The organism is Clostridium sp. AF28-12, assembly GCF_003435225.1.
Classification (GTDB): domain Bacteria; phylum Bacillota; class Clostridia; order Lachnospirales; family Lachnospiraceae; genus Pilosibacter; species Pilosibacter fragilis.
On record NZ_QWGJ01000014.1, the window covers coordinates 86,086 to 107,880 of the forward strand.

The following is a 21,795-nucleotide window of genomic DNA, read 5'->3' on the forward strand; positions in this document are numbered from 1 at the left end:
CGGTTTTTTCACGGGCTTTTCTCTATTTTTCTTCTACTATTTACTATCAAAACATTAGCGAAACTTAGTATAACACAATTTTTCCTATTTTCCTATTGATTTACCCTATAAAATTAAAAATGTTTCACGTGAAACATTTTTGTAAATCCTATAAGCCATATTTTCCGAGTTCCATGTGGCAAGTGTTTCACGTGAAACACTATACTCTCTTCTCGATTTTTCTTCTTGTGGTTCATTGATGTTTCACGTGAAACATTATGATTTTTATCGTTATCTTTTCACTATACCCTTTTCCCTTTATTTGGTCTTTTCTTTTGGCGTTTCTTTTTGGTCCTTCTTTTGGTTCTTCTTTTGGTCTTCCTTTAGCGTTTCTTTTGGTCTTTCTTCTGGCGTTTCTTTTGGTCTTTCTTCTGGCCTTTCTTTTTCCTTTCTATGTGTTCTGTTTTGCTCCCCGCAAATGTTTCACGTGAAACATTTATATTTATCGCTATTCGCCTTTCGCAAACGGTAACGCATATTCTTCAGAAACATTTCACACTTTCGCCTGTTGTATCTCTCTATCAATTATATTATAATATAATCAGGGTTTACCTTAGAGAAAAGTGATAAAACTACTTCTCTTCTCTCACAGTATTCCCACTATATTTCTATACCCTATCATCTAATTTCGAGGTGAATTTATGAAAGCAAAAAACAAAATCATCACTGCCGTTCTCCTGTCTGCCGGCGCGGCTGTCGGAACTGCGCTGATCAATAAATACATCAAAATGTCTGCCGTTGCAAGAAATCTTCTTACCCAGCCGGAACCACGTTGCTATCGTTGGAGACTCGGCAATATCTACTATACAAAAACAGGAACCGGAAAGCCGCTTCTTCTCGTTCACGACCTGACACATGCGTCCAGCAGCTGCGAGTGGGATTCCCTGATTCCGCTTTTAAAAGAATACTACACGGTTTACACCATCGACCTTTTAGGCTGTGGCCGTTCCGAAAAGCCAAACCTTACTTACACGAATTTTCTCTATGTGCAGCTGTTAAATGATTTCGTAAAATCCGAGATCGGCCGCCGCACAAATATTGTCGCCACCGGTGCGTCCGCTCCGGTCGTGACAATGGCCTGTGGATACAATCCGGATCTCTTTGAGCAGATGATGTTCATCAACCCGGATTCTCTCCTCTCCTGCAGTCATATTCCTGGAAAATCCGCAAAATGTTATAAGTTTATCCTTGATCTCCCGATCATCGGAACACTTCTCTACAATTTTGCATCCGCGAGAAGTATAATCTCCAAGACCTTCTCCGAGAGTTACTTCTATAACCCGTACGATGTGAATCCGCATAACATCGACAAATACCACGAGTCTGCCCACCTTGGCGACTCCCCGAAATCTGTCTACGCCAGCGTCCAGTGTAACTACACAAAATGTAATATTACAAAGACTCTGGAAAAGATTGACAACAGCATCTACATTCTCGGCGGTGAAGCCGAACCGGACATCGACCTGACGATCAAAGAATACACTAAATGCAACCCGGCAATCGAGTCCAGCACCATTGTCAACACCCGGCATCTACCTCAGCTCGAAAACCCAGAGGAAGTCAGCGCAACCGTGCAGATGTTCTTCAATTAGTTTCACACAACCATATTTCAATGTTTCACGTGAAACATTCCTATTAACTACAAAAAGGCGCCGTTGCTTCTCTTCTGGCAGCGACGCCTGATTTATTTCAATTGCTTTCCAACAGCTTATCTATTTCTGCTCTGTTATCAATCTACCGATGTTCCATCGCAAATGTTTCACGTGAAACATCGTGGCATTTTTATCTCCTTCATGGCAAAAAAAAGAACCCCATTATCCTAATTTATAAAGATAATGAAGTTCTCAATTTTTCTTTAAATTTTACTTTTTTTACTTTAACGGTTCCTTCCCCGGAAGTCCCGCTTTTCTCGGATATTTCTTCGCTGTGATCGCCATCTTCTTTACCGGAACAAAGGTGCGTTCCACGTCCGTCTCCGGAAGAACCTTTACGATAATATCCTTCATCTCTCCGCCAAGCTGCTTCACAGCAGATCTCGCCTGGGCAATCTCCTCGTCAGCTTTTCCGGATTTATACGGGATAAAATATCCACCCTTTTTCACAAACGGGATACAGTACTCGGAAAGGGTAGACATATTTGCCACCGCCCTGGATACGCAGATGTCGTACTGTTCCCGGTATTTCGCATCGCGTCCGTAGTCCTCGGCACGTCCATGGACAGCCGTAACATCCGTAAGTCCCAGTGCCTCTATCACCTCATTTAAGAATCCCACTCTCTTATTTAAAGAATCAAGCAGTGTGACCTTCAGTCCCGGAAACGCAATCTTTAACGGAATTCCCGGAAATCCTGCACCCGTGCCCACATCGATACAGCTGTATTCTGCGGATCCGTCAAGCTTTAACCCAAGCTCCGGCGCAGCCAGAACAAGCAGAAGGCTGTCCACAAAATGCTTCGTGATCACATCAGAAAGCTCTGTGATCGCCGTGAGGTTCATCACCTTATTCTTCTCGATCAGCATATCATAATATTTAAAAAACTGTTCTTTCTGCTGATCCGAAAGCTCGATTCCAAGATCCGCGCAGCCCTGATCCAATAATTTTACAAATTCATCTGTCATCAAATTATTTCCTTCCCATCTGCTCTAAATGCACCATCAGGACAGAGATATCTGCCGGTGAAACGCCGGAAATTCTCGATGCCTGTCCGATATTCTCCGGCTTATAGAGATTCAGCTTCTGGACAGCCTCTCTTCTTAAACTGTTTACCGTTGTATAGTCGAGATCCGCCGGGATTTTTCTTCCCTCAAGCTTTTTAAACTGTGCCACCTGCTGCTTCTGTCTGCGGATATATCCGTCATATTTCAGATTTATGTCAACCTGCTCCCGCACATCCGCCGGAAGCTCCGGCCTCTTTTCATCTAACTCCGCCAGCATCCCATAATTTAATTCTGGTCTCTTAATGAGCTCCGCCAGTGTACTTCCGGACTTTAACGCCGTACTTCCATGAGCCTCCAGGAACGTCTGAACCTTCTCGTTCGCACCGATATTCGTCTTCTCGAGACGTGCGATCTCCGCCTCAATGGCCTTTTCTTTCCAAAGTACATACTCGTACTGTTCATCGGATACAAGACCGATCTCATGTCCGATCCCGCGAAGTCTGAGATCCGCATTGTCCTGACGCAGGAGCAGACGGTACTCCGCTCTCGATGTCATCATGCGGTACGGCTCATGATTTTCCTTTGTCACAAGATCATCGATAAGGACCCCGATATACGCCTGGGAACGATCAAGAACCACCGCGCTCTTCTCCTGCAGCTTTCTCGCCGCGTTCACACCGGCCATAAAGCCCTGAACGGCTGCCTCCTCATATCCGGAGCTTCCGTTAAACTGGCCGCCGGAGAACAGTCCGTCAATATTTTTAAACTCCAGGGACGCCTTTAACTGTCTCGGATTGATGCAATCATACTCAATTGCATATGCATTTCGAACAATTTTGACATTTTCCAGTCCCGGAACCGTCCGGTACATGGCATACTGAACATCCTCCGGCAGGGAGCTGGACATTCCGCCGAGGTACATCTCATTCGTGTAGAGTCCCTCCGGCTCCACAAACACCTGATGGCGCTCCTTATCCGGGAATTTTACGACCTTATCCTCGATGGACGGGCAGTATCTCGGACCGGTTCCCTCGATGGCACCGGAGAATAATGGGGAACGTTCCAGGTTGTTCCGGATGATCTCATGGGTCTTCTCATTCGTATACGTCAGCCAGCAGGAGATCTGTTCCTTCTGTATCGACTCCGGATCCGTAGAAAATGAGAACGGAACAACCCGCTTATCTCCAAACTGCTCTTCCATTTTGGAGAAATCGATACTTCTCTTATCCGCTCTCGCCGGTGTTCCCGTCTTAAAACGGTACATTTCGATTCCGTTCGCCTTTAAGGAATCTGTCAGATGGTTCGCCGCCTGCAGACCATTCGGTCCCGTCGGGTTGCTCACATCGCCGTAAATACATCTTGCACGGAGATAAACACCTGTAGCAAGAACCACCGCACGGCACCTATAGACCGCGCCGGAGTAGGTTTTTACACCCACGATCCGCTTTTTCACCGGATAACTGCTCTCCTGCTGCCCCTCATGCTCCTTCTTAAAGGTTCCGCACTCGCCCGGGATTTCCTCCGTGAGGATCTCAGCAACCTCCGCCTGTCGGATCGTCAGATGATCCGTGTTCTCCAGGACGCGGCGCATGGATCTCGTGTACTCCTGCTTGTCCGCCTGAGCACGCAGGGAGTGGACCGCCGGTCCCTTGGATTCATTCAACATCTTCGACTGGATAAACGTTTTATCAATATTTTTGCCCATCTCACCGCCGAGGGCATCCAGCTCACGGACAAGATGTCCCTTGGAACTTCCTCCGACGTTCGGGTTGCATGGCATCAGGGCAATGCTGTCCACGCTGACCGTAAACATGATCGTCTCAAACCCAAGTCTCGCTGCCGCAAGCGCCGCCTCGCATCCCGCATGGCCCGCGCCGACAACTACAATATCATATGTCTCCTCTACTACCGGCATTTTATTTCCTCTTTTCTTGTCAATTCCCTACTGTCTCTTCTATACTCCCAGCGGAATCTCCCATAAAAAACGTTCCGATCCGCCAATTTCTTTCCACCATAATCTTACTTACCCATACAGAACTTGCTGAAGATCTCATTCACCAGGTCATCCTCCACAGACTCCCCGACAATAAGACCTAACTTCTCATAGGCATCCATCAGATCGATCGAATAAAAATCCTCCGGCATGCCGTTCTCTATACTGTTCTCCACCATGGACATGCTCTCGAAAGCGTCCTTTAAAGCCTTCACATGGCGCACATTCGTGATCATAACCTGGTCGTTGAAGTCGATCTCACCTTCATAGAATAAGGACTTTATCTCCTCTTCCAGGAGGTCGATTCCCGTCTCCTCCTTCGCGGAGATTCCGATCACCTTATGCCCGGACCGCTTCTCCACCTCATCCGCGGATACTACCGGCTCCAGGTCGCTCTTATTTAAGAGCACCACCGACTTCCGTTCCTTAATAAAGTCCATGATCTGATAGTCGTTCTCATCCAGCTCCCTCGATCCATCTACAACGTAGATGATGAGATCCGCCTTCTTCGCCTCTTCCATAGCCCGGGAGACGCCGATCTTCTCCACCACGTCCTCCGTATCCCGGATTCCTGCAGTGTCCACAACATTCAGGCTGATTCCCTGAAGATAGATATGTTCCTCAAGGATATCTCTCGTCGTTCCCGCCACATCCGTAACAATGGCGCGATCCTCGCCAACTAAAACATTCATCAGGGACGATTTTCCGGCATTCGGCTTTCCTAAAATAACAGTCTTTACGCCCTCAGAAACCACCCGTCCATTGGAGGAAGAACGGATCAGCTTCTCAAGCTTCTTCTTCACAGAAAGAACAACCTTAAGCAATTTCTCCCCGTATCCGTCCAAGGAAATATGCTCCGGATCGTCAAGCGCCGACTCGATAAAGGCAATCTCATAGATAATCTGTTCCCGGATCTCATGGATCTCCTTCGATACACTCCCCCGAAGCTGGCTCACAGAGGACTGCAGCGCATATTCATTTTTCGCGTTGATCACGTCGATGACCGCCTCCGCCTGGGAGAGGTCGATCCTGCCGTTTAAGAACGCCCGTTTCGTAAATTCACCCGGCTCTGCCAGTCTCGCCCCGGCCTTTAAGACTGTCTCCAGGATCCGTCTCGTGACCAGCATTCCGCCGTGACAATCGATCTCCACGGTATCTTCCGCTGTGTAGCTCCGTGGTCCTCGCATAAGCATCAAAAGGACCTCATCCACAGCCTCATCCCCGTCATAAACGTATCCGTAATGGATCGTATGGCTCTCCGCCTCAGAAAGCTTTTTCTTTCCAGGTTCCCGAAAGACCTTTTCCGCGACTTCAACCGCGTTCTCACCGCTGATCCTCACGATTCCGATTCCTGAATTTCCCATCGCCGTGGCGATCGCTGCAATCGTATCTGTATATTCCATAATCTCCATCCTGTCACTCATGCCTGCTGCCTTAAAACATCAAGCTGAATGATCTTCTATTTTCTGGCTCCGCAAGTCCTGTAAACTCACGGAAATTCACACAATTAGTCACCCTATCATAGCACAAAGGGGCTGCCATAGGCAACCCCCTCTACTACGATATCTTGAACTATTCAGCACCTTCCTGGTTACCTTTGTTTCCAGACAAAATCAGCCATGCGTTCCCGCACAGTGCGGCGCATGGCTGATCTGTGAATTATTATTCCTGACTGCTGCTGCGATAGCTATTCTCAGAACCAGCGGTTCTTTCGCGTCTCTCGTATCTCGGTCTTCTCTCTCTGCGCTCTTCCTTCTTTAACGCGATCACAACATGGCGGAACGGCTCCTCACCTTCGCTCTTTGTGAATACGTATTTATCGTTCTGGAGTGCGGAGTGGATGATCCGTCTCTCATACGGATTCATCGGCTCTAAGGAAACCGGACGTCTTGTCCGCTTTACCTTGTAAGCGATATTCTTTGCGAGAGTCTCCAGTGTTTCTTTTCTTCTCTCTCTGTAATTTTCGGTATCCAGCTTGACTCTTAAGTAGTCCTCAGATTCCTTATTTACAACAAGGCTTACAAGATACTGAAGGGAATCGAGTGTCTGTCCTCTCTTGCCGATGAGAAGTCCCATCTCCTCGCCGGTCAGGTTGACATCCATCTCCTTTTCCTCTTCATTCATTTTCACTTCCACGTCAACAGCAAGGCCCATTGCATCGAAAACGGAATTCAGGAAATCTACGGCCTTATCGTCAACGGTCTCGATCTTCTTCGCGCGGATCACTGCCGGCTTGGAACCAAAAAGTCCGCCGAGAACTCCGGCACTTCCCTTTTCAACGACCTCATACTGAATCCGATCACTGCTCACACCGAGCTGCAGGGATGCCTGTGTGATTGCATCTTCCACAGTTTTCGCAGTCACTGTAATCATTTCCATAACAGAACCCCCTTATTATTTTCGCTTGTCATGTGCCTCATTGTACTTCTGGACCATCGCTGCCTTGGAAGCGAGACTTCCCGGTTTCGCGTTGGTGTTGTAGTACTTGCTGGACTCCTCGATCTGTTTCGCGATCTTTTCCTTCTTAACTTCCTCAGCAGCTTTTTCCTTCTCCTCCTCAGCCTTGATCGCCTTTAAGGATGCGGTAGCGTTCTGAGTTACCTTAGCCGGCGGAAGTCCCTGTTTTGCACGTTTCTTATTTACCTTTTCCAGGTTCTTTGCGATCATATCGTCGATGTTTACCTTATCCATGTACGCGTTAACGATGAGCTGCTGGATAATTGTAACAACGCTGGTCGCGATCCAGTAGATGCCAAGACCTGCCGGCATCGTGATACAGATGAACGCGGAGAATAACGGCATTGTCGTTGTCATAGTCTTCATGGACTGGGCCATCGGATTCTCTGCATCTGCGGATGTGGACGGCTGATTTCCGCTCATGAGCTTTGTGCTGAACCACTGGGACACTGCCGCAAGAACCGGGATGATCCATGCGAAGGACGGTACCCAGCCCGGTGCCTCTGCCATATTTAAACCGAGGAACGTGTTCATTCTCTCGACAACAGCAGCATTCTGGCCGATCACATCAGAGATTGCCGGGAACAGTGCCTGAAGCTCTCCCCACTGGGATGTGGAGAATTTATAGAGCATGTCTACAAGACGGTTTGCATTTGTGAAATCAAACTTGTCTAATTTTCCGCCGCAGGCGGTTGCGATATTTGTGATTTCCTGTAACTTCTGAGCATAGTCAGCCTGTCCCATCAACGGAGTGACAACGTTGTCGAAATAAACGCGGACAGACGGAACGTATGCCGGAATATTGTAGATGACACGGTACAGTGCAAGAAGGATCGGCATCTGGATCAGCAGTGGAAGGCATCCGCCTGTCATGCTTGTGCCGTACTTCTCGTAAACAGCCTGAATCTCCACGTTCTGACGCTGCATGGACTCCTGATCCGACTTTCCTTTATACTTCTTCTGGATCGCCTGGATCTCCGGATTCATGACAGACATGAGTTTTGTGGTTTTCTGCTGTTTGATCGTGAGCGGTATCATCAGTGTTTTCATTACGATCGTAAACAGAATGATGCACAGACCTACGTTGAACACGCCGAAGCTGCTCGTAAATCTGAAGAGGATGTCCATGACATAGCCAAGGACAGTCGCGATCGGTCCCAGAATGGAACCAGCCTTCGTCAAAACCATATCTTACCTCCTGGGTTTTTTACGGGACTGGATCATAACCGCCTTTTGCAAACGGGTGACATCTCAAAATCCGCCTGCACGCAAGATAAGTACCTTTTATAGCGCCGTATTTTCTGATTGCTTCCATGGCGTACTGGGAGCAGGTAGGCGTATAAATACAGTGAGGGCCGATACAGGGAGAGATAAACTTCCTGTAAATCTTAATCAGACCAATCAGAACCCATTTCATAAACCACTCACTTCGATTCTTTTAAAATGTTATGAAGCCCGCATAAGTGCAGAAAAGCACTCTCAATCTTGTCGAAATTTTTGTCTTTTGCCGCAGCACGTGCGACAACAATGATGTCTTTTCCTTCTTCTAATATGTCCTTATTTAACCGGAAGCTTTCGCGGACAAGTCTCGCGAACCGATGCCTTACAACGCTGTTTCCGACCTTTTTGCTGGCGGAAATTCCGATTCTCGTGTCCTCCCGTCCCGAATCCATCACGTACATGACCAGATATTTGTTTGCGTAGGACTTCCCTCCCCGGTAAACCGTCTGGAAATCCTGATTTTTCTTTAACGAATTGAACCTTTTCATTCAATACCTCTGCAAAACTAAGTCGATAAAGCCGTAAAAATCCCGCATAACAAAAAAGAGCATCCAAAAGTTTTCCTAAACTTCCGGATACTCTCTTGGTTCATTAAGCAGATAATCTAGCTCTACCTTTTGCTCTTCTGGCAGCTAAAACTTTTCTACCGCCTGCTGTTGCCATTCTCGCTCTGAAACCATGAACTCTTTTTCTCTGAGTGTTCTTCGGCTGAAATGTCATCTTCATAAACCCGGCACCTCCTCTTACTCTAAATTCAAGTACCTTCTCATGTACATATAAACTAAGACATATTGAAGCATCGTATCGATTATATAAAAATTGCCGCCCTTCGTCAAGACTAAATTTCAAAAAAATCCTTAAAACATGGGGATTTCTCCCATATGATTTTTCCTTTTTTTCGCTGTATATCCACATTCTGCTTTTGCATGGAACGTTACTTTTCGGTCTTTCAGTAATAAAAAAGGGGAACAGCGTTTCGCTATCCCCCATAAAATGTATGTATTGATTTTATGTCACTATATTTAGTATCTCTTCATTATATTATGATGTTGGGGTCAAAAGCTTTTGACCCCTCTGATACCGAATTGCTCTGCACTGCGTGCTCCCGCAATTCTCAAAAACATTCGTAATTCGCTCATTTTTCTATGAAAAATGGCTACTTACTCATGTTTTTGGCGGGTCCCAAGGTCAAAAATTCTCCTGCAAGCAAGCTTGCGTCGAACTTCTGACCTTTTGACCCTGGTATCATATTATAGAAGCTGCAGCGTTATTATTTTCCGCTGCTCTCATTTTTTATACCTGATCTTCTTCCGGAAGCTGCCACACCACGCTTCTGAAAGGTATTCATATATAACCGGCTCTTTCCGATCAGCCGTTATCTTTCATGATTTTAAACAGAACCTTCGTGATGGCCGTCGTAAGGATACCTGCGACGATCGCCTCCGGGATACCAAATCCCAGGATGATTCCCAGGATCACATCGTAGATGTGCTCCACTGCCTTGTTGGACGCAGCCGCGTAGCTCTGTCCGAAGAAGATATAAATTCCGTTCATGACAAGCAGTGTGTTTGTCATAGCTCCTGCGATACCAGCCACCCAGAGGGCAACGGTCTGGCTGCCTTTGATTCCGTGAGCTGCTTTCATGATCAGCTTATAAACAAAATAAGCAACGATGCCGATGCATACACGCGGCACGATGGCGATCACGGCGCTCCACATGTTTCCGCTGTATCCGCCGATCGTAACGAACGGGCTGAATACGAAGGAGGTCACTCCCGGGGCAATGGTCGCTTTTACAAGGCTGGTCACACCAAATACCAGTCCTAAGTAAGCGCCGTACTTCGGTCCAAGGATGATCGCTCCGATGATGACCGGGACGTGGATGATCGTTGCGTTCATAAAGCCTAACGGAATGTAACCGAGAAACGGTACGACCGACATGGCGATGATGATCGCGGTGAAAATCCCGGCGAGGGACATGTCCAGAACTTTCTTTTCAATTTTCATTTTTCTTTTTCCTCCTGCTACTGCTCTCTTGCGAGATACAATGCAATATAGTCACGTCTTGCATTATAGCGTGTCAGCGTGATGCCGTCAAATTCTTTCTCTAAAATTTTCCATTTATTTTTACTTTTCAATTTTACTTCCTACAATATAATTCCTGTTGCCGCCTTCTTTCTCCCGATCTCACCCTTTTTTCTCCCCTGCTGCCTTAATTTTTTTCGATTTTTCATTTTTCCCTCATATACGCCCTCTCCAACGTCCAGTCCTCTAAAATCGTTCTTTCTTTCCCTTCTGATTTCGGTGTCTTTCTCCCGCGGACACAATTTATTGTATTTTTTTCTGTCCGCTCCTGGCGCACATCTTGTTATGTGGCTATTCACATGTTTTCCACTCATAATTATCAACTTATCCCCAAATCGTGGATAAGTTGTGGATAAGTCACTGGAAAAGTTGTGGATTTTCACATTTGACATTGAAAATTATTCCGTTTTACGCTAGAATAAATTCAGAGTGGGTTTATATGCTTTTGTGGACAGGTTTCCGCCTTTTCCACAACTATGCACATCGTTATACACATGTTTAGGAGTATGAATATGCTGGAAGAAATCAAAGAGAAATGGGACGAGATCCTCTTAAATATAAAGGAAGAACACGATATTTCAGAGGTGTCCTACCGCACATGGCTGTTGCCGCTGATCCCGGATTCTGTGGATAAAGATATCCTCACGATCCTGGTGCCTGATTCCGCGTTTATCAGCTATGTGAAAAAGAAATATGAATTCCTGTTGAAAATTACGATCGAAGAAATTACAGGATTTCAGTGCGAACTCGATTTCAAGTTAAAATCTGACGTGAAGGAACCGGAAAAAGAGAACCGTCTGATCAATGTAACCAACAATACGGTCAGTCAGCTTGCTCTCCAAAACGCGAACTTAAATCCGCGTTATACCTTCGATACCTTTGTCGTCGGAAAAAACAACAACCTTGCCCATGCCGCATCCCTTGCAGTTGCGGAATCCCCGGGCGAAATTTATAATCCGTTATTTATTTATGGAGGCGTGGGACTCGGAAAGACGCACTTAATGCATTCCGTCGCCCACTTCATCCTGAAAAATAACCCGAGCGCAAAGATTCTGTACGTGACATCCGAGAAATTTACAAACGAACTGATCGACGCAATCCGAAACAAAAACAACGTTTCCACCACGGAATTCCGTGAAAAATACAGAAACAATGACGTGCTTCTGATCGACGATATCCAGTTTATTATCGGAAAAGAAAGTACCCAGGAGGAATTTTTCCATACATTCAATGCCCTCTACGAGGCAAAAAAGCAGATCATTATTTCCTCCGACCGTCCTCCAAGAGAAATTGAAACTCTGGAAGACCGTCTCCGTTCCCGTTTCGAATGGGGACTCACCGTAGATATCCAGCCGCCGGATTATGAAACCCGGATGGCGATTCTCCGGAAAAAGGAAGAACTTGAAGGATACAACATCGATAACGAGATCATCAAATATATCGCTACCAATGTAAAATCCAACATCCGTGAACTGGAAGGCGCCCTCACAAAAATCGTTGCTTCCAGCAAATTAAATAATAAGGAAATCAATCTTGAACTTGCAGAGGAAGCATTAAAAGATCTGATCTCCCCGAACGCTGCCCGCGAAGTGACTCCGCAGCTTATTATTAATGTAGTTTCTGAGCATTTCGGCATCACACCCCTTGATCTCATCGGCCAGAAACGAAGTAAAGAACTCGTATTCCCGCGCCAGATCGTCATGTATCTCTGCGGCGATATGACGAGCGAGTCTCTCCAGAACATCGGAAAAGCTCTCGGCGGCCGCGATCATACAACGATCATTCACGGAACGAAAAAGATTGCCAGCGAATTAAAGACCGACGAGAATTTAAAGAACACGATCGATATTTTAAAGAAAAAAATCAACCCACAGTAAGCTTGTGGATTTTTTCGTGGAAATCCCGTTGAAAATTTGTGGATAAAATGAGGATGATTTTTCCCGATTTTTGCCTGTGGAAAACTCCCGGGTTGTCCTTTTGGATTTGCAGAGTTACCCACAATGGTTTTCACAGAGGTTTTTTCAGGGTTTCATTAGGGTTTTCCCCCTTATAAACAAATTCACACTCCCTACTACTGTTAAGACTAATATCTTTTATATATTTCTTTATTTGTGAACGTTTCTTAAGAAAGGAAGTTATCAACAACTATGAAACTGACATTCCAGAAAACCGCTCTCTTAAACGGTATCAATATTGTTCTCAAGGCAGTTCCATCAAAAACAACGATGCCTATTTTAGAGTGCATTCTGATCGACGCTTCTACTGATGAGATCAAGCTGACTGCCAACGATATGGAGCTCGGCATTGAGACAAAAGTTGAAGGTGATATCCTTGAAAAAGGTAAAATTGCACTGGATGCAAAGCTTTTTTCTGAAATCGCAAGAAAATTATCCGATTCAGATTCCCTTGTAACCATCGAATCTGATGAAAAATTCAATACTGTGATCACCTGTGAGAACTCTGTATTCAAAATTCAGGGCAAAGATGGAGAGGAATTCTCCTATCTTCCGTATATTGAGAGAAATAAAAACATCACACTCTCCCAGTTTTCCTTAAAAGAGGTGATCCGCCAGACGATCTTCTCCATCTCTGTCAACGACAGCAACAAGATGATGACAGGCGAACTTTTTGAGGTAAACGGTGATACACTCCGAGTCGTTTCTCTCGACGGACATCGTATGGCAATTCGTAAAATTGTATTAAAAGATGAATATGAAAGCACAAAAGTCATCGTTCCGGGAAAAACTCTGAACGAAATCAGTAAAATTCTCACCGGTGACAACGAAAAAGAGGTCCAGATCTTCTTCGGAGCGAACCATATTCTCTTCGAATTTGATGATACGATCGTAGTTTCCCGCCTGATCGAGGGCGAATATTTCAAAGTAGACCAGATGCTTTCCAGCGATTACGCCACAAAAGTGTCTCTGAATAAGAAAGATTTCCTGGACAGCATCGAGAGAGCTATCATTTTAATCCGCGAAAATGACAAAAAACCGATCATTCTGAACATTGAAGACTCAAAAATGAGCCTGAAATTAAATTCCAGCTTCGGTACCATGAACGCGGAGATCCTGATCCATAAAACAGGACAGGATCTGATGATCGGATTCAACCCGAAATTCTTAAGTGATGCGCTGCGGATCATTGATGATGAGGAAGTTACCCTCTATATGATGAATGCGAAATCTCCGTGTTTCATCAAAGATGAGGATGAGAGCTACATTTATCTGATCCTGCCGGTAAACTTTAACGCCGCTGCGATTTAAAATCAGATGAAATTTCCCCGAAGTTCCGGTAAAATCCGGGGTTTCGGGTCGATTTTTTCATATATCTGGAATAAAAAAGGAGAAAAATGGAAAGTATTCACTTAAAAGATGAGTTTATCAAGCTTGGACAGGCATTGAAACTTGCAGGTCTGGTCGGCTCCGGAGTGGACGCAAAGTTTGTAATTCAGGACGGGCTTGTAAAAGTAAATGGGGAAGTTGAGACCCAGCGAGGCAAAAAACTTTACCCGGGAGACACGGTTTCCTATGACGGAAAGACATTTAAGGTAGAAAATTAAAGGATTTTTTCATGTTTATAGAATCCATCGAGCTGTCAGATTACAGAAATTACAGTCATTTACATATTGATTTTCATAAAGGGACGAACGTTCTTTATGGAGATAATGCCCAGGGAAAGACAAATATCCTGGAGGCAGTCTATGTGTGCAGCACAACAAAATCGCATCGGGGCAGCAAAGATAAAGAAATTATCCGGTTCGGCGCGGACGAATCCCACATCAAAATGATGGTCCGGCGGGATGGAATTCCCTACCGGATCGATATGCATCTGAAGAAAAATAAAGCAAAAGGGGTCGCGGTGAACGGAGTTCCGATCAAAAAAGCCAGTGAACTTTTCGGAATCGTCAATGTGATCTTCTTTTCACCGGAAGATCTGAACATTATCAAGAACGGACCCGCCGAGCGGAGACGTTTCGTCGACCTGGAACTCTGCCAGCTAAACAGGCTGTATGTCTACAATCTGGCACAGTATAACAAAACGGTTATACAACGAAACAAACTATTAAAGGACATAGACTACAACACGTCCTTAAAAGAGACACTCCCCATGTGGAATGAGCAGCTCTTAAAGTACGGCACAGAACTTATAATTATGCGTTCTGAGTTTATAAAAGAGCTGAATCCCCTGATTGCGGAGATCCACGCGGGGCTCTCGGGCGGAAAGGAAACACTCTCTATCGCCTACGAGCCGAATGTGTCGCCGGAAAATTTCAGGGAGCAGCTTGCGAAGAACCAGTTTCAGGAGATCAGGCAGAGGCAGACTCTGACCGGTCCCCACCGCGATGACCTGAACTTCATCGTAAACGGAACGGATATCAGGCGGTTCGGGTCCCAGGGACAGCAGAGAACGGCAGCTCTTTCTTTAAAACTTGCGGAGATCGAGCTGGTGAAAAAGATCGTAAAGGATTATCCGGTGCTTCTTCTGGATGACGTCCTTTCTGAACTTGACAGCAAGAGACAGGAACATTTACTTTCAGAAATTACCCACATTCAGACCTTGATCACATGTACGGGACTGGATGAGTTTGTAAACAGCAAATTCCGGATGGACAAGATTTTTAAGATTGTTGAAGGAACGGTAGAGAGCGAAGACTAAAGGAGGAACTTCATGAGCGCAGAATATAATGCAGATCAAATCCAGATTCTGGAGGGACTTGAGGCTGTAAGAAAAAGACCGGGAATGTACATTGGAAGTACGTCTTCGAGGGGACTTCACCATCTGGTATATGAGATCGTAGACAACGCGGTGGATGAGGCCCTTGCGGGATACTGCGATACCATCGATGTACAGATCAATTCCGACAATTCCATCACCGTTGTCGATGACGGACGGGGAATTCCGGTCGATATCCAGAAAAAAGCGGGACTTCCTGCAGTCGAAGTCGTCTTTACGATCCTTCATGCCGGCGGTAAGTTCGGCGGTGGGGGATACAAGGTATCCGGCGGACTGCACGGTGTAGGAGCTTCTGTTGTAAATGCCTTATCCGAGTGGCTGGAGGTCGAGGTTTACCACGGAGGAAAGGTCTACAAGCAGCGCTATGAGCGAGGAAAGACCATGTACCCGTTAAAGATCGTGGGTGACTGCCCGACAGACAAACATGGCACAAAAGTAACATTCCTTCCGGACAAGACTATCTTTGAGGAGACCGTCTATGACTATGATACCTTAAAGATCCGTCTCCGCGAGACCGCGTTCCTCACAAAGAACTTAAAGATCATTCTGAGGGATGACCGCGAGGACAAGAAGGAAAAGGTATTCCACTACGAAGGTGGAATCAAGGAGTTCGTCACTTACTTAAACCGCAGCAATGTGCCGCTCTATGACACGGTCATCTACTGCGAGGGCAAGAAGGACAACGTGCTGGTGGAGGTTGCCATGCAGCACAACGATTCCTACACCGAAAATATTTACAGCTTTGTAAACAACATTAACACACCGGAAGGAGGAACCCACCTCACCGGTTTCAGAAATGCCCTGACAAAGACCTTCAATGACTACGGAAGAAAGAACAAGCTCCTTAAGGACAGCGAGCCGGCCCTCACCGGTGAAGACATCCGTGAGGGACTGACTGCTATCATCAGCGTCAAGATCGAGGAGCCACAGTTTGAGGGTCAGACAAAGCAGAAGCTTGGAAACAGCGAGGCGAGAGGTGCTGTTGACAGCGTGGTATCTGAGCAGCTCACCTATTTCCTCGAGCAGAATCCGTCCGTAGCAAAGACGATCATCGAGAAATCCGTTCTTGCCCAGCGTGCCCGCGCTGCTGCGAGAAAGGCAAGAGACTTAACAAGAAGAAAGACGGTCCTTGACGGCTTATCCTTACCTGGAAAGCTTGCGGACTGCTCCAGCAAGCACCCGGAGGAATGCGAGATCTACATCGTAGAGGGAGATTCCGCCGGCGGTTCCGCGAAGGACGCGAGAAATAAGAGCACCCAGGCAATCTTGCCGCTTAGAGGAAAGATTTTAAACGTGGAGAAGGCGAGACTCGACCGTATTTACGGAAACGCGGAGATCAAATCCATGATCACGGCCTTCGGAACGGGAATCCACGAGGATTTCGATATCTCGAAGCTCCGCTACCACAAGATCATCATTATGACCGATGCCGATGTGGACGGTGCCCATATCAGTACACTGCTTCTGACATTCATCTACCGGTTTATGCCGGAGCTTATCAAACAGGGCTATGTTTACCTGGCTCAGCCGCCGCTCTATAAGATCGAGAAGAACAAGCGGGTATGGTATGCGTACAGTGATGAGGAGCTAAACAATATCTTAAAAGAGATCGGACGTGACCAGAACAACAAGATCCAGCGTTACAAAGGTCTTGGTGAGATGGATGCGGAACAGCTCTGGGAGACAACAATGGATCCGGAGCACAGAGTCCTTTTACGTGTGACCATGAATGAGGAGATGACGTCGGAGATCGACCTCACCTTTACGACACTCATGGGAGATCAGGTAGAGCCGCGCCGTGAATTCATCGAACAGAACGCGAAGTACGGAACTCTTGACATTTAATGCGGCAGCAGGGCTATCCGGGAATCGGTAAGTTTACTGGATGGTCATGCGGCGCAGTTTACGCAGGTTTAAGGCGCAGCGCAGGCTGCATTGGAGGAAAGAATGGAACCGAATATTTTTGACAAAATTCATGAGATAGACTTAAAGAAGACCATGGAGAAGTCGTACATCGACTACGCCATGAGCGTTATCGCATCCCGAGCGCTCCCGGATGTCCGTGACGGATTAAAGCCGGTACAGAGACGTGTCCTCTACTCCATGGCGGAACTGAACAACGGTCCGGATAAGCCCCACAGAAAGAGTGCCCGTATCGTCGGCGATACCATGGGTAAATATCATCCGCACGGAGACAGCTCCATCTACGGTGCTTTAGTAAATATGGCACAGAGATGGTCCATGCGTTACATGCTCGTGGACGGCCACGGAAACTTTGGATCCATCGACGGCGACGGTGCCGCTGCCATGCGATACACCGAGGCGAGACTCAGCAAGATCTCTGTGGAGATGTTAGCGGACATCTATAAAGATACCGTTGACTTTATCCCGAACTTCGATGAGACGGAGAAGGAACCAACGGTACTTCCGTCCAGATTTCCGAACCTTCTCGTAAATGGCGGGACCGGTATCGCGGTCGGCATGGCCACAAATATCCCGCCCCACAACCTCCGCGAGGTCATCGCGGCTGTCGTAAAGATCATCGACAACCAGGTGGAAGAAGGAAGACAGACCTCCATGGAGGAGATCTTACAGATCATCAAAGGACCGGATTTCCCGACTGGAGCTGAGATCCTGGGAACGAGAGGAATCGAAGAAGCGTACCGCACAGGCCGCGGGAAGATCAGAGTCCGCGCGGTGACAAACATCGAGACAGCTCCGAACGGAAAGAGCCATATCATCGTCACAGAGCTTCCGTACCTTGTCAACAAGGCGAGACTCATCGAGAAGATCGCGGAGCTCGTAAAGACGAAAAAGATTGACGGAATCACCGGAATCACCGATGAGTCCAACCGTGAGGGAATCCGCATCAACATCGAACTCAGGAGAGATGTGAACGCGAACGTCCTCTTAAACCAGCTCTTAAAGCATACACAGCTGCAGGATTCCTTCGGTGTGATCATGCTTGCACTGGTAAACAATGAGCCAAAGGTCCTCAATATTCTCCAGATGTTAGAGTACTATCTGGACCACCAGAAGGACGTTGTGACGAGAAGAACGAAGTACGACTTAAATAAGGCCGAGGAACGCGCCCACATCTTAGAGGGCTTATTAAAGGCCTTAGATCATATCGATGAGGTGATAAGGATCATTCGCGGCTCCGCAAATGTCGCGGAGGCGAAACGCGTCCTCATGGAGCGCTTTGAACTCACAGACCCGCAGGCACAGGCGATCGTGGACATGCGTCTGCGCGCTCTCACAGGTCTGGAACGCGAGAAGCTCGAGAACGAGTACAAAGAACTGGAGACAAAAATCGCGGAATTGCGTGCAATCCTTGCAGATGAAAATAAATTATTAAGTGTGATCAAGAAAGAGATCCTTGTGATCTCCGAGAAATACGGTGACGACAGACGGACAAAGATCGGCTTTGACGATGATATGTCCGTGGAAGACCTGATCTCCGACGATGACACTGTAATTGCCATGACCAATCTTGGATACATCAAGAGAATGTCCGTGGACAATTTCAAGAGCCAGAACCGCGGCGGAAAGGGAATCAAGGGAATGCAGACCATCGATGAGGACTTCATCGAGGATCTTCTCATGACAACGAACCACCACTATATCATGTTCTTCACGAACACAGGACGATGCTACCGGATCAAGGCCTACGAGATCCCGGAGGCAGGAAGAACAGCCCGCGGAACGGCTATCGTGAACCTTTTACAGCTCCAGCCGGGCGAAAAGGTCACAGCGGCGATTCCGATGCGTGAGATCGATGATGACAAGTACCTCTTTATGGCCACAAAGGGCGGAATGGTGAAGAAGACCAGAATGTGCGAGTACAGCAACATGAGAAAGACAGGTCTTCAGGCGATCCTGCTCCGCGAAGGTGATGAGCTGATCGAGGTAAAAGTAACAGACAATACCGAGGATATTTTCCTCGCGACAAAATTCGGTATGTCCATCCGCTTCAAGGAGACAGATGCGAGAATTACCGGCCGTGTTTCCTATGGCGTTATCGGCATGAAGCTCGACGAGGGCGACGAGGTCATCGGCATGCAGATGGCGAGCCAGGGCGAGTACATGCTCGTGGCATCCGAAAAGGGATACGGAAAGAGAACGAGAATCTCTGAATTCAAGCTGCAGCTTCGCGGCGGCAAGGGACTTCTCTGCTATAATGTGACAGAAAAGACAGGAAATCTTATCGGAATGAAGCTGCTTGACGACGGAAGAGATATCATGCTGATCACCAATGAGGGAATTCTGATCCGCATGGGGGTTGACGATATCTCTGTCATCGGCAGAAATACATCTGGCGTAAAACTGATGAGCATTGAAGCTGATTCTGATGTCCGCGTTGCCTCCATCGCGAAAGTGCGGGAAAGCAACCGCCAGGATGAGGAGGAAAATGCGGAAGATCCGGAGAATCCGGAAAATGAGGATGAGGAGACCACGGAGGAGTAATGTTCATGAATGTGAAGAGCGGTTATAAGACCGCCATTCATCCATAAAACAGGATTTCTGACTCTGGAGTGATTGGATACAGGAATCCGGGGATACCGGATTCCTGTATTTTTCATAATAATAGGCCATCATGAATATTCGGAAGGAATCCGTCCGATGGCGATCAATCAAAAAATAATCGGGAGGAAAATCGTCTATGAGAACTGTTCAGACGAGTGAGATCACAAAAAACATCCGGGAAATGTGCATCGAGGCAAACCATTTCCTTTCGGATGACATGAAAAAAGTATTTAATGAGAGCGTGGAGAAGGAAGAATCACCTCTTGGAAAACAGATCTTAAATCAGCTTAAGGAGAATCTTGAGATTGCCGGAAGAGACATGATTCCGATCTGCCAGGACACGGGCATGGCCGTTGTTTTCGTTAAAGTCGGGCAGGAAGTACATATCGAGGGAGGTAGTCTGACGGACGCCATCAATGAAGGTGTCCGCCAGGGATACGTGGACGGATACTTAAGAAAGTCTGTTGTCCGTGATCCCATCGACCGCGTGAATACAAAAGACAATACCCCGGCAATCATCCATTACGAGATCGTAGACGGGGACCAGGTGGACATCACTGTTGCGCCGAAGGGATTCGGAAGCGAGAACATGAGCCGCGTGTTCATGTTGAAGCCGGCTGACGGCATTGAAGGGGTGAAGGAGAAAATATTAGAGGCTGTCCGTGACGCTGGTCCGAATGCCTGTCCCCCGATGGTGGTCGGTGTCGGCATCGGCGGAACCTTTGAAAAGTGTGCCCTGATGGCAAAACATGCCCTGACGAGAAATCTGGAAGAGGAATCTCCAGTTCCGTATGTCAGAGACCTGGAGAAAGAGATGCTTGAAAAGATCAACGGACTCGGAATCGGACCGGGGGGACTCGGCGGTCGTGTGACTGCCATGGCCGTCAATATCGAGACATATCCGACGCATATCGCGGGACTTCCGATGGCAGTGAATATCTGCTGTCATGTAAACCGTCATGCGCATCGCGTTATTTAATAAGAGAAACAGGAGGAAACCATGGACAGACAGATCAGTGTACCAATTAAGAAAGAAGACGCAGTGTCTCTCCGGGCCGGGGACTACGTGACTCTTACGGGAACCATCTATACAGCGAGAGACGCAGCGCATAAGAGAATGCAGGAAACGCTGGACGCGGGGGAAGCTCTGCCCATCGAGATGCAGGGAAACGTCATCTACTATATGGGACCGTCCCCGGCAAGAGAGGGACGTCCTATCGGGTCTGCGGGACCAACAACGGCGAGCCGTATGGATAAGTACGCGCCGAAGCTTTTAGACCTTGGCCTGGGTGCCATGATCGGAAAAGGGAAGAGAAGTCAGGCGGTGATCGATGCTATTGTGAGAAATGGTTCCGTCTACTTTGCTGCAATCGGCGGTGCGGGGGCACTATTGTCCCAGCGCATCAAAAAGTCGGAGGTCGTTGCCTACGATGATCTTGGAACTGAGGCAATCCGGAAACTGGAAGTAGAAGATTTTCCGGTGGTCGTCGTGATCGATTCCCAGGGAAATAACCTGTATGAGACGGCAATCAAGGAATATCAGAAATAATATCAGATGAGAAAGCGGAGAACCGACAGCCGGAAAAGGAGTTGATTTCCCGCTTTTCTGGTATAAAAGTATGGAGAAAAATCATACTGTAAAAAGATGGTAAAAAAAAGATGAAAAAAGTTGTTGACAAAAAGAGCTATAGCTTGTATAATTAATCCTGCGTCTGGCGAGTTCGCCCGACAAACTTAATAAATGATAATTAGCTACGGTAATAAGGAGAAATACTCAAGAGGCCGAAGAGGCGCCCCTGCTAAGGGTGTAGGTCGGGAAACCGGCGCGAGGGTTCAAATCCCTCTTTCTCCGTTCATCTGCTTGAAGGACTTCAAAAAAGAACTTCAAAAAAAGATGAAAAAAGTTGTTGACAAACAGCAAACACTGTGATAAGATATCAGAGTTGCCGCTGAGATACAGCAACAACAAAACAAAGTTCCTTGAAAACTGAACAGTATGTAAAACCCTGAAAATTCTTA

Annotated in this window: 19 protein-coding genes and 1 tRNA gene; 10 read left to right on the top strand and 10 right to left on the bottom strand. The window is 47.0% G+C overall.

All coding sequences use genetic code 11. The annotated features are described in order from the left end of the window. The first annotated feature begins 680 nt into the window (after window positions 1-680). Complete coding sequence (locus DWY93_RS12295) at window positions 681-1,631, top strand: alpha/beta fold hydrolase (protein ID WP_117472395.1); 951 nt, start codon at window positions 681-683, stop codon at window positions 1,629-1,631. A gap of 279 nt (window positions 1,632-1,910) precedes the next feature. On the opposite strand, the gene rsmG is transcribed toward DWY93_RS12295, so the two are convergent. The 10 genes from rsmG to DWY93_RS12345 form a co-directional block, all read right to left on the bottom strand. After that, on the bottom strand, window positions 1,911-2,657 hold the full coding sequence (gene rsmG / locus DWY93_RS12300) for a 16S rRNA (guanine(527)-N(7))-methyltransferase RsmG (protein WP_117472397.1): 747 nt from the start codon (window positions 2,655-2,657) through the stop codon (window positions 1,911-1,913). A gap of 4 nt (window positions 2,658-2,661) precedes the next feature. Then, complete coding sequence (gene mnmG, locus DWY93_RS12305; RefSeq protein ID WP_117472399.1) at window positions 2,662-4,611, bottom strand: tRNA uridine-5-carboxymethylaminomethyl(34) synthesis enzyme MnmG; 1,950 nt, start codon at window positions 4,609-4,611, stop codon at window positions 2,662-2,664. 104 nt (window positions 4,612-4,715) lie between these two features. Continuing rightward, window positions 4,716-6,092, bottom strand: a complete 1,377-nt coding sequence (gene mnmE, locus DWY93_RS12310; protein WP_021904726.1) for a tRNA uridine-5-carboxymethylaminomethyl(34) synthesis GTPase MnmE — start codon at window positions 6,090-6,092, stop codon at window positions 4,716-4,718. A 259-nt stretch (window positions 6,093-6,351) separates the two neighbouring features. After that, complete coding sequence (gene jag, locus DWY93_RS12315) at window positions 6,352-7,068, bottom strand: RNA-binding cell elongation regulator Jag/EloR (protein WP_117471082.1); 717 nt, start codon at window positions 7,066-7,068, stop codon at window positions 6,352-6,354. A 15-nt stretch (window positions 7,069-7,083) separates the two neighbouring features. Further along, the gene (locus tag DWY93_RS12320; RefSeq protein WP_117471081.1) at window positions 7,084-8,334 is read right to left on the bottom strand and encodes a YidC/Oxa1 family membrane protein insertase; all 1,251 of its coding nucleotides are present in this window, start codon (window positions 8,332-8,334) and stop codon (window positions 7,084-7,086) included. 19 nt (window positions 8,335-8,353) lie between these two features. Next, window positions 8,354-8,563, bottom strand: coding sequence for a membrane protein insertion efficiency factor YidD (gene yidD / locus DWY93_RS12325; RefSeq protein WP_021904729.1), 210 nt, complete (start codon window positions 8,561-8,563; stop codon window positions 8,354-8,356). A gap of 7 nt (window positions 8,564-8,570) precedes the next feature. Beyond that, entirely contained in the window at window positions 8,571-8,915 is a 345-nt protein-coding gene (rnpA, locus tag DWY93_RS12330) for a ribonuclease P protein component (protein WP_021904730.1), read from the bottom strand. A gap of 103 nt (window positions 8,916-9,018) precedes the next feature. Further along, on the bottom strand, window positions 9,019-9,153 hold the full coding sequence (gene rpmH, locus DWY93_RS12335; RefSeq protein WP_015552758.1) for a 50S ribosomal protein L34: 135 nt from the start codon (window positions 9,151-9,153) through the stop codon (window positions 9,019-9,021). A 642-nt stretch (window positions 9,154-9,795) separates the two neighbouring features. Then, window positions 9,796-10,434 carry an ECF transporter S component gene (locus DWY93_RS12340; RefSeq protein WP_015552757.1) on the bottom strand — a complete coding sequence of 213 codons (639 nt, stop codon included), beginning with the start codon at window positions 10,432-10,434 and terminating at the stop codon, window positions 9,796-9,798. 140 nt (window positions 10,435-10,574) lie between these two features. Beyond that, window positions 10,575-10,904, bottom strand: coding sequence for a hypothetical protein (locus DWY93_RS12345; RefSeq protein ID WP_147324206.1), 330 nt, complete (start codon window positions 10,902-10,904; stop codon window positions 10,575-10,577). A gap of 120 nt (window positions 10,905-11,024) precedes the next feature. Between DWY93_RS12345 and dnaA the strand changes: the two genes are divergently transcribed. The 9 genes from dnaA to DWY93_RS12390 all read left to right on the top strand — a co-directional run bounded on the left by dnaA (window position 11,025) and on the right by DWY93_RS12390 (window position 21,628). After that, window positions 11,025-12,389 carry a chromosomal replication initiator protein DnaA gene (gene dnaA / locus DWY93_RS12350; RefSeq protein ID WP_015552755.1) on the top strand — a complete coding sequence of 455 codons (1,365 nt, stop codon included), beginning with the start codon at window positions 11,025-11,027 and terminating at the stop codon, window positions 12,387-12,389. Between the two features lie 270 nt (window positions 12,390-12,659). After that, a complete protein-coding gene (gene dnaN, locus DWY93_RS12355; RefSeq protein ID WP_117471077.1) occupies window positions 12,660-13,778 on the top strand; it encodes a DNA polymerase III subunit beta in 1,119 nt (372 codons plus the stop codon). 86 nt (window positions 13,779-13,864) lie between these two features. Next, the gene (locus DWY93_RS12360; protein WP_015552753.1) at window positions 13,865-14,074 is read left to right on the top strand and encodes an RNA-binding S4 domain-containing protein; all 210 of its coding nucleotides are present in this window, start codon (window positions 13,865-13,867) and stop codon (window positions 14,072-14,074) included. An 11-nt stretch (window positions 14,075-14,085) separates the two neighbouring features. After that, window positions 14,086-15,171, top strand: a complete 1,086-nt coding sequence (gene recF / locus DWY93_RS12365) for a DNA replication/repair protein RecF (protein ID WP_015552752.1) — start codon at window positions 14,086-14,088, stop codon at window positions 15,169-15,171. A gap of 12 nt (window positions 15,172-15,183) precedes the next feature. After that, window positions 15,184-17,094, top strand: coding sequence for a DNA topoisomerase (ATP-hydrolyzing) subunit B (gene gyrB / locus DWY93_RS12370; RefSeq protein ID WP_021903924.1), 1,911 nt, complete (start codon window positions 15,184-15,186; stop codon window positions 17,092-17,094). 102 nt (window positions 17,095-17,196) lie between these two features. Next, window positions 17,197-19,716, top strand: coding sequence for a DNA gyrase subunit A (gene gyrA / locus DWY93_RS12375; RefSeq protein ID WP_117471076.1), 2,520 nt, complete (start codon window positions 17,197-17,199; stop codon window positions 19,714-19,716). 196 nt (window positions 19,717-19,912) lie between these two features. Continuing rightward, a complete protein-coding gene (locus DWY93_RS12380) occupies window positions 19,913-20,755 on the top strand; it encodes a fumarate hydratase (protein WP_021903927.1) in 843 nt (280 codons plus the stop codon). A 21-nt stretch (window positions 20,756-20,776) separates the two neighbouring features. After that, window positions 20,777-21,325: a Fe-S-containing hydro-lyase gene (locus tag DWY93_RS12385; RefSeq protein WP_015552748.1), complete on the top strand. Its 549-nt coding sequence runs from the start codon at window positions 20,777-20,779 to the stop codon at window positions 21,323-21,325. A 215-nt stretch (window positions 21,326-21,540) separates the two neighbouring features. Beyond that, a tRNA-Ser gene (locus tag DWY93_RS12390) sits at window positions 21,541-21,628 on the top strand. Window positions 21,629-21,795 lie beyond the last annotated feature (167 nt).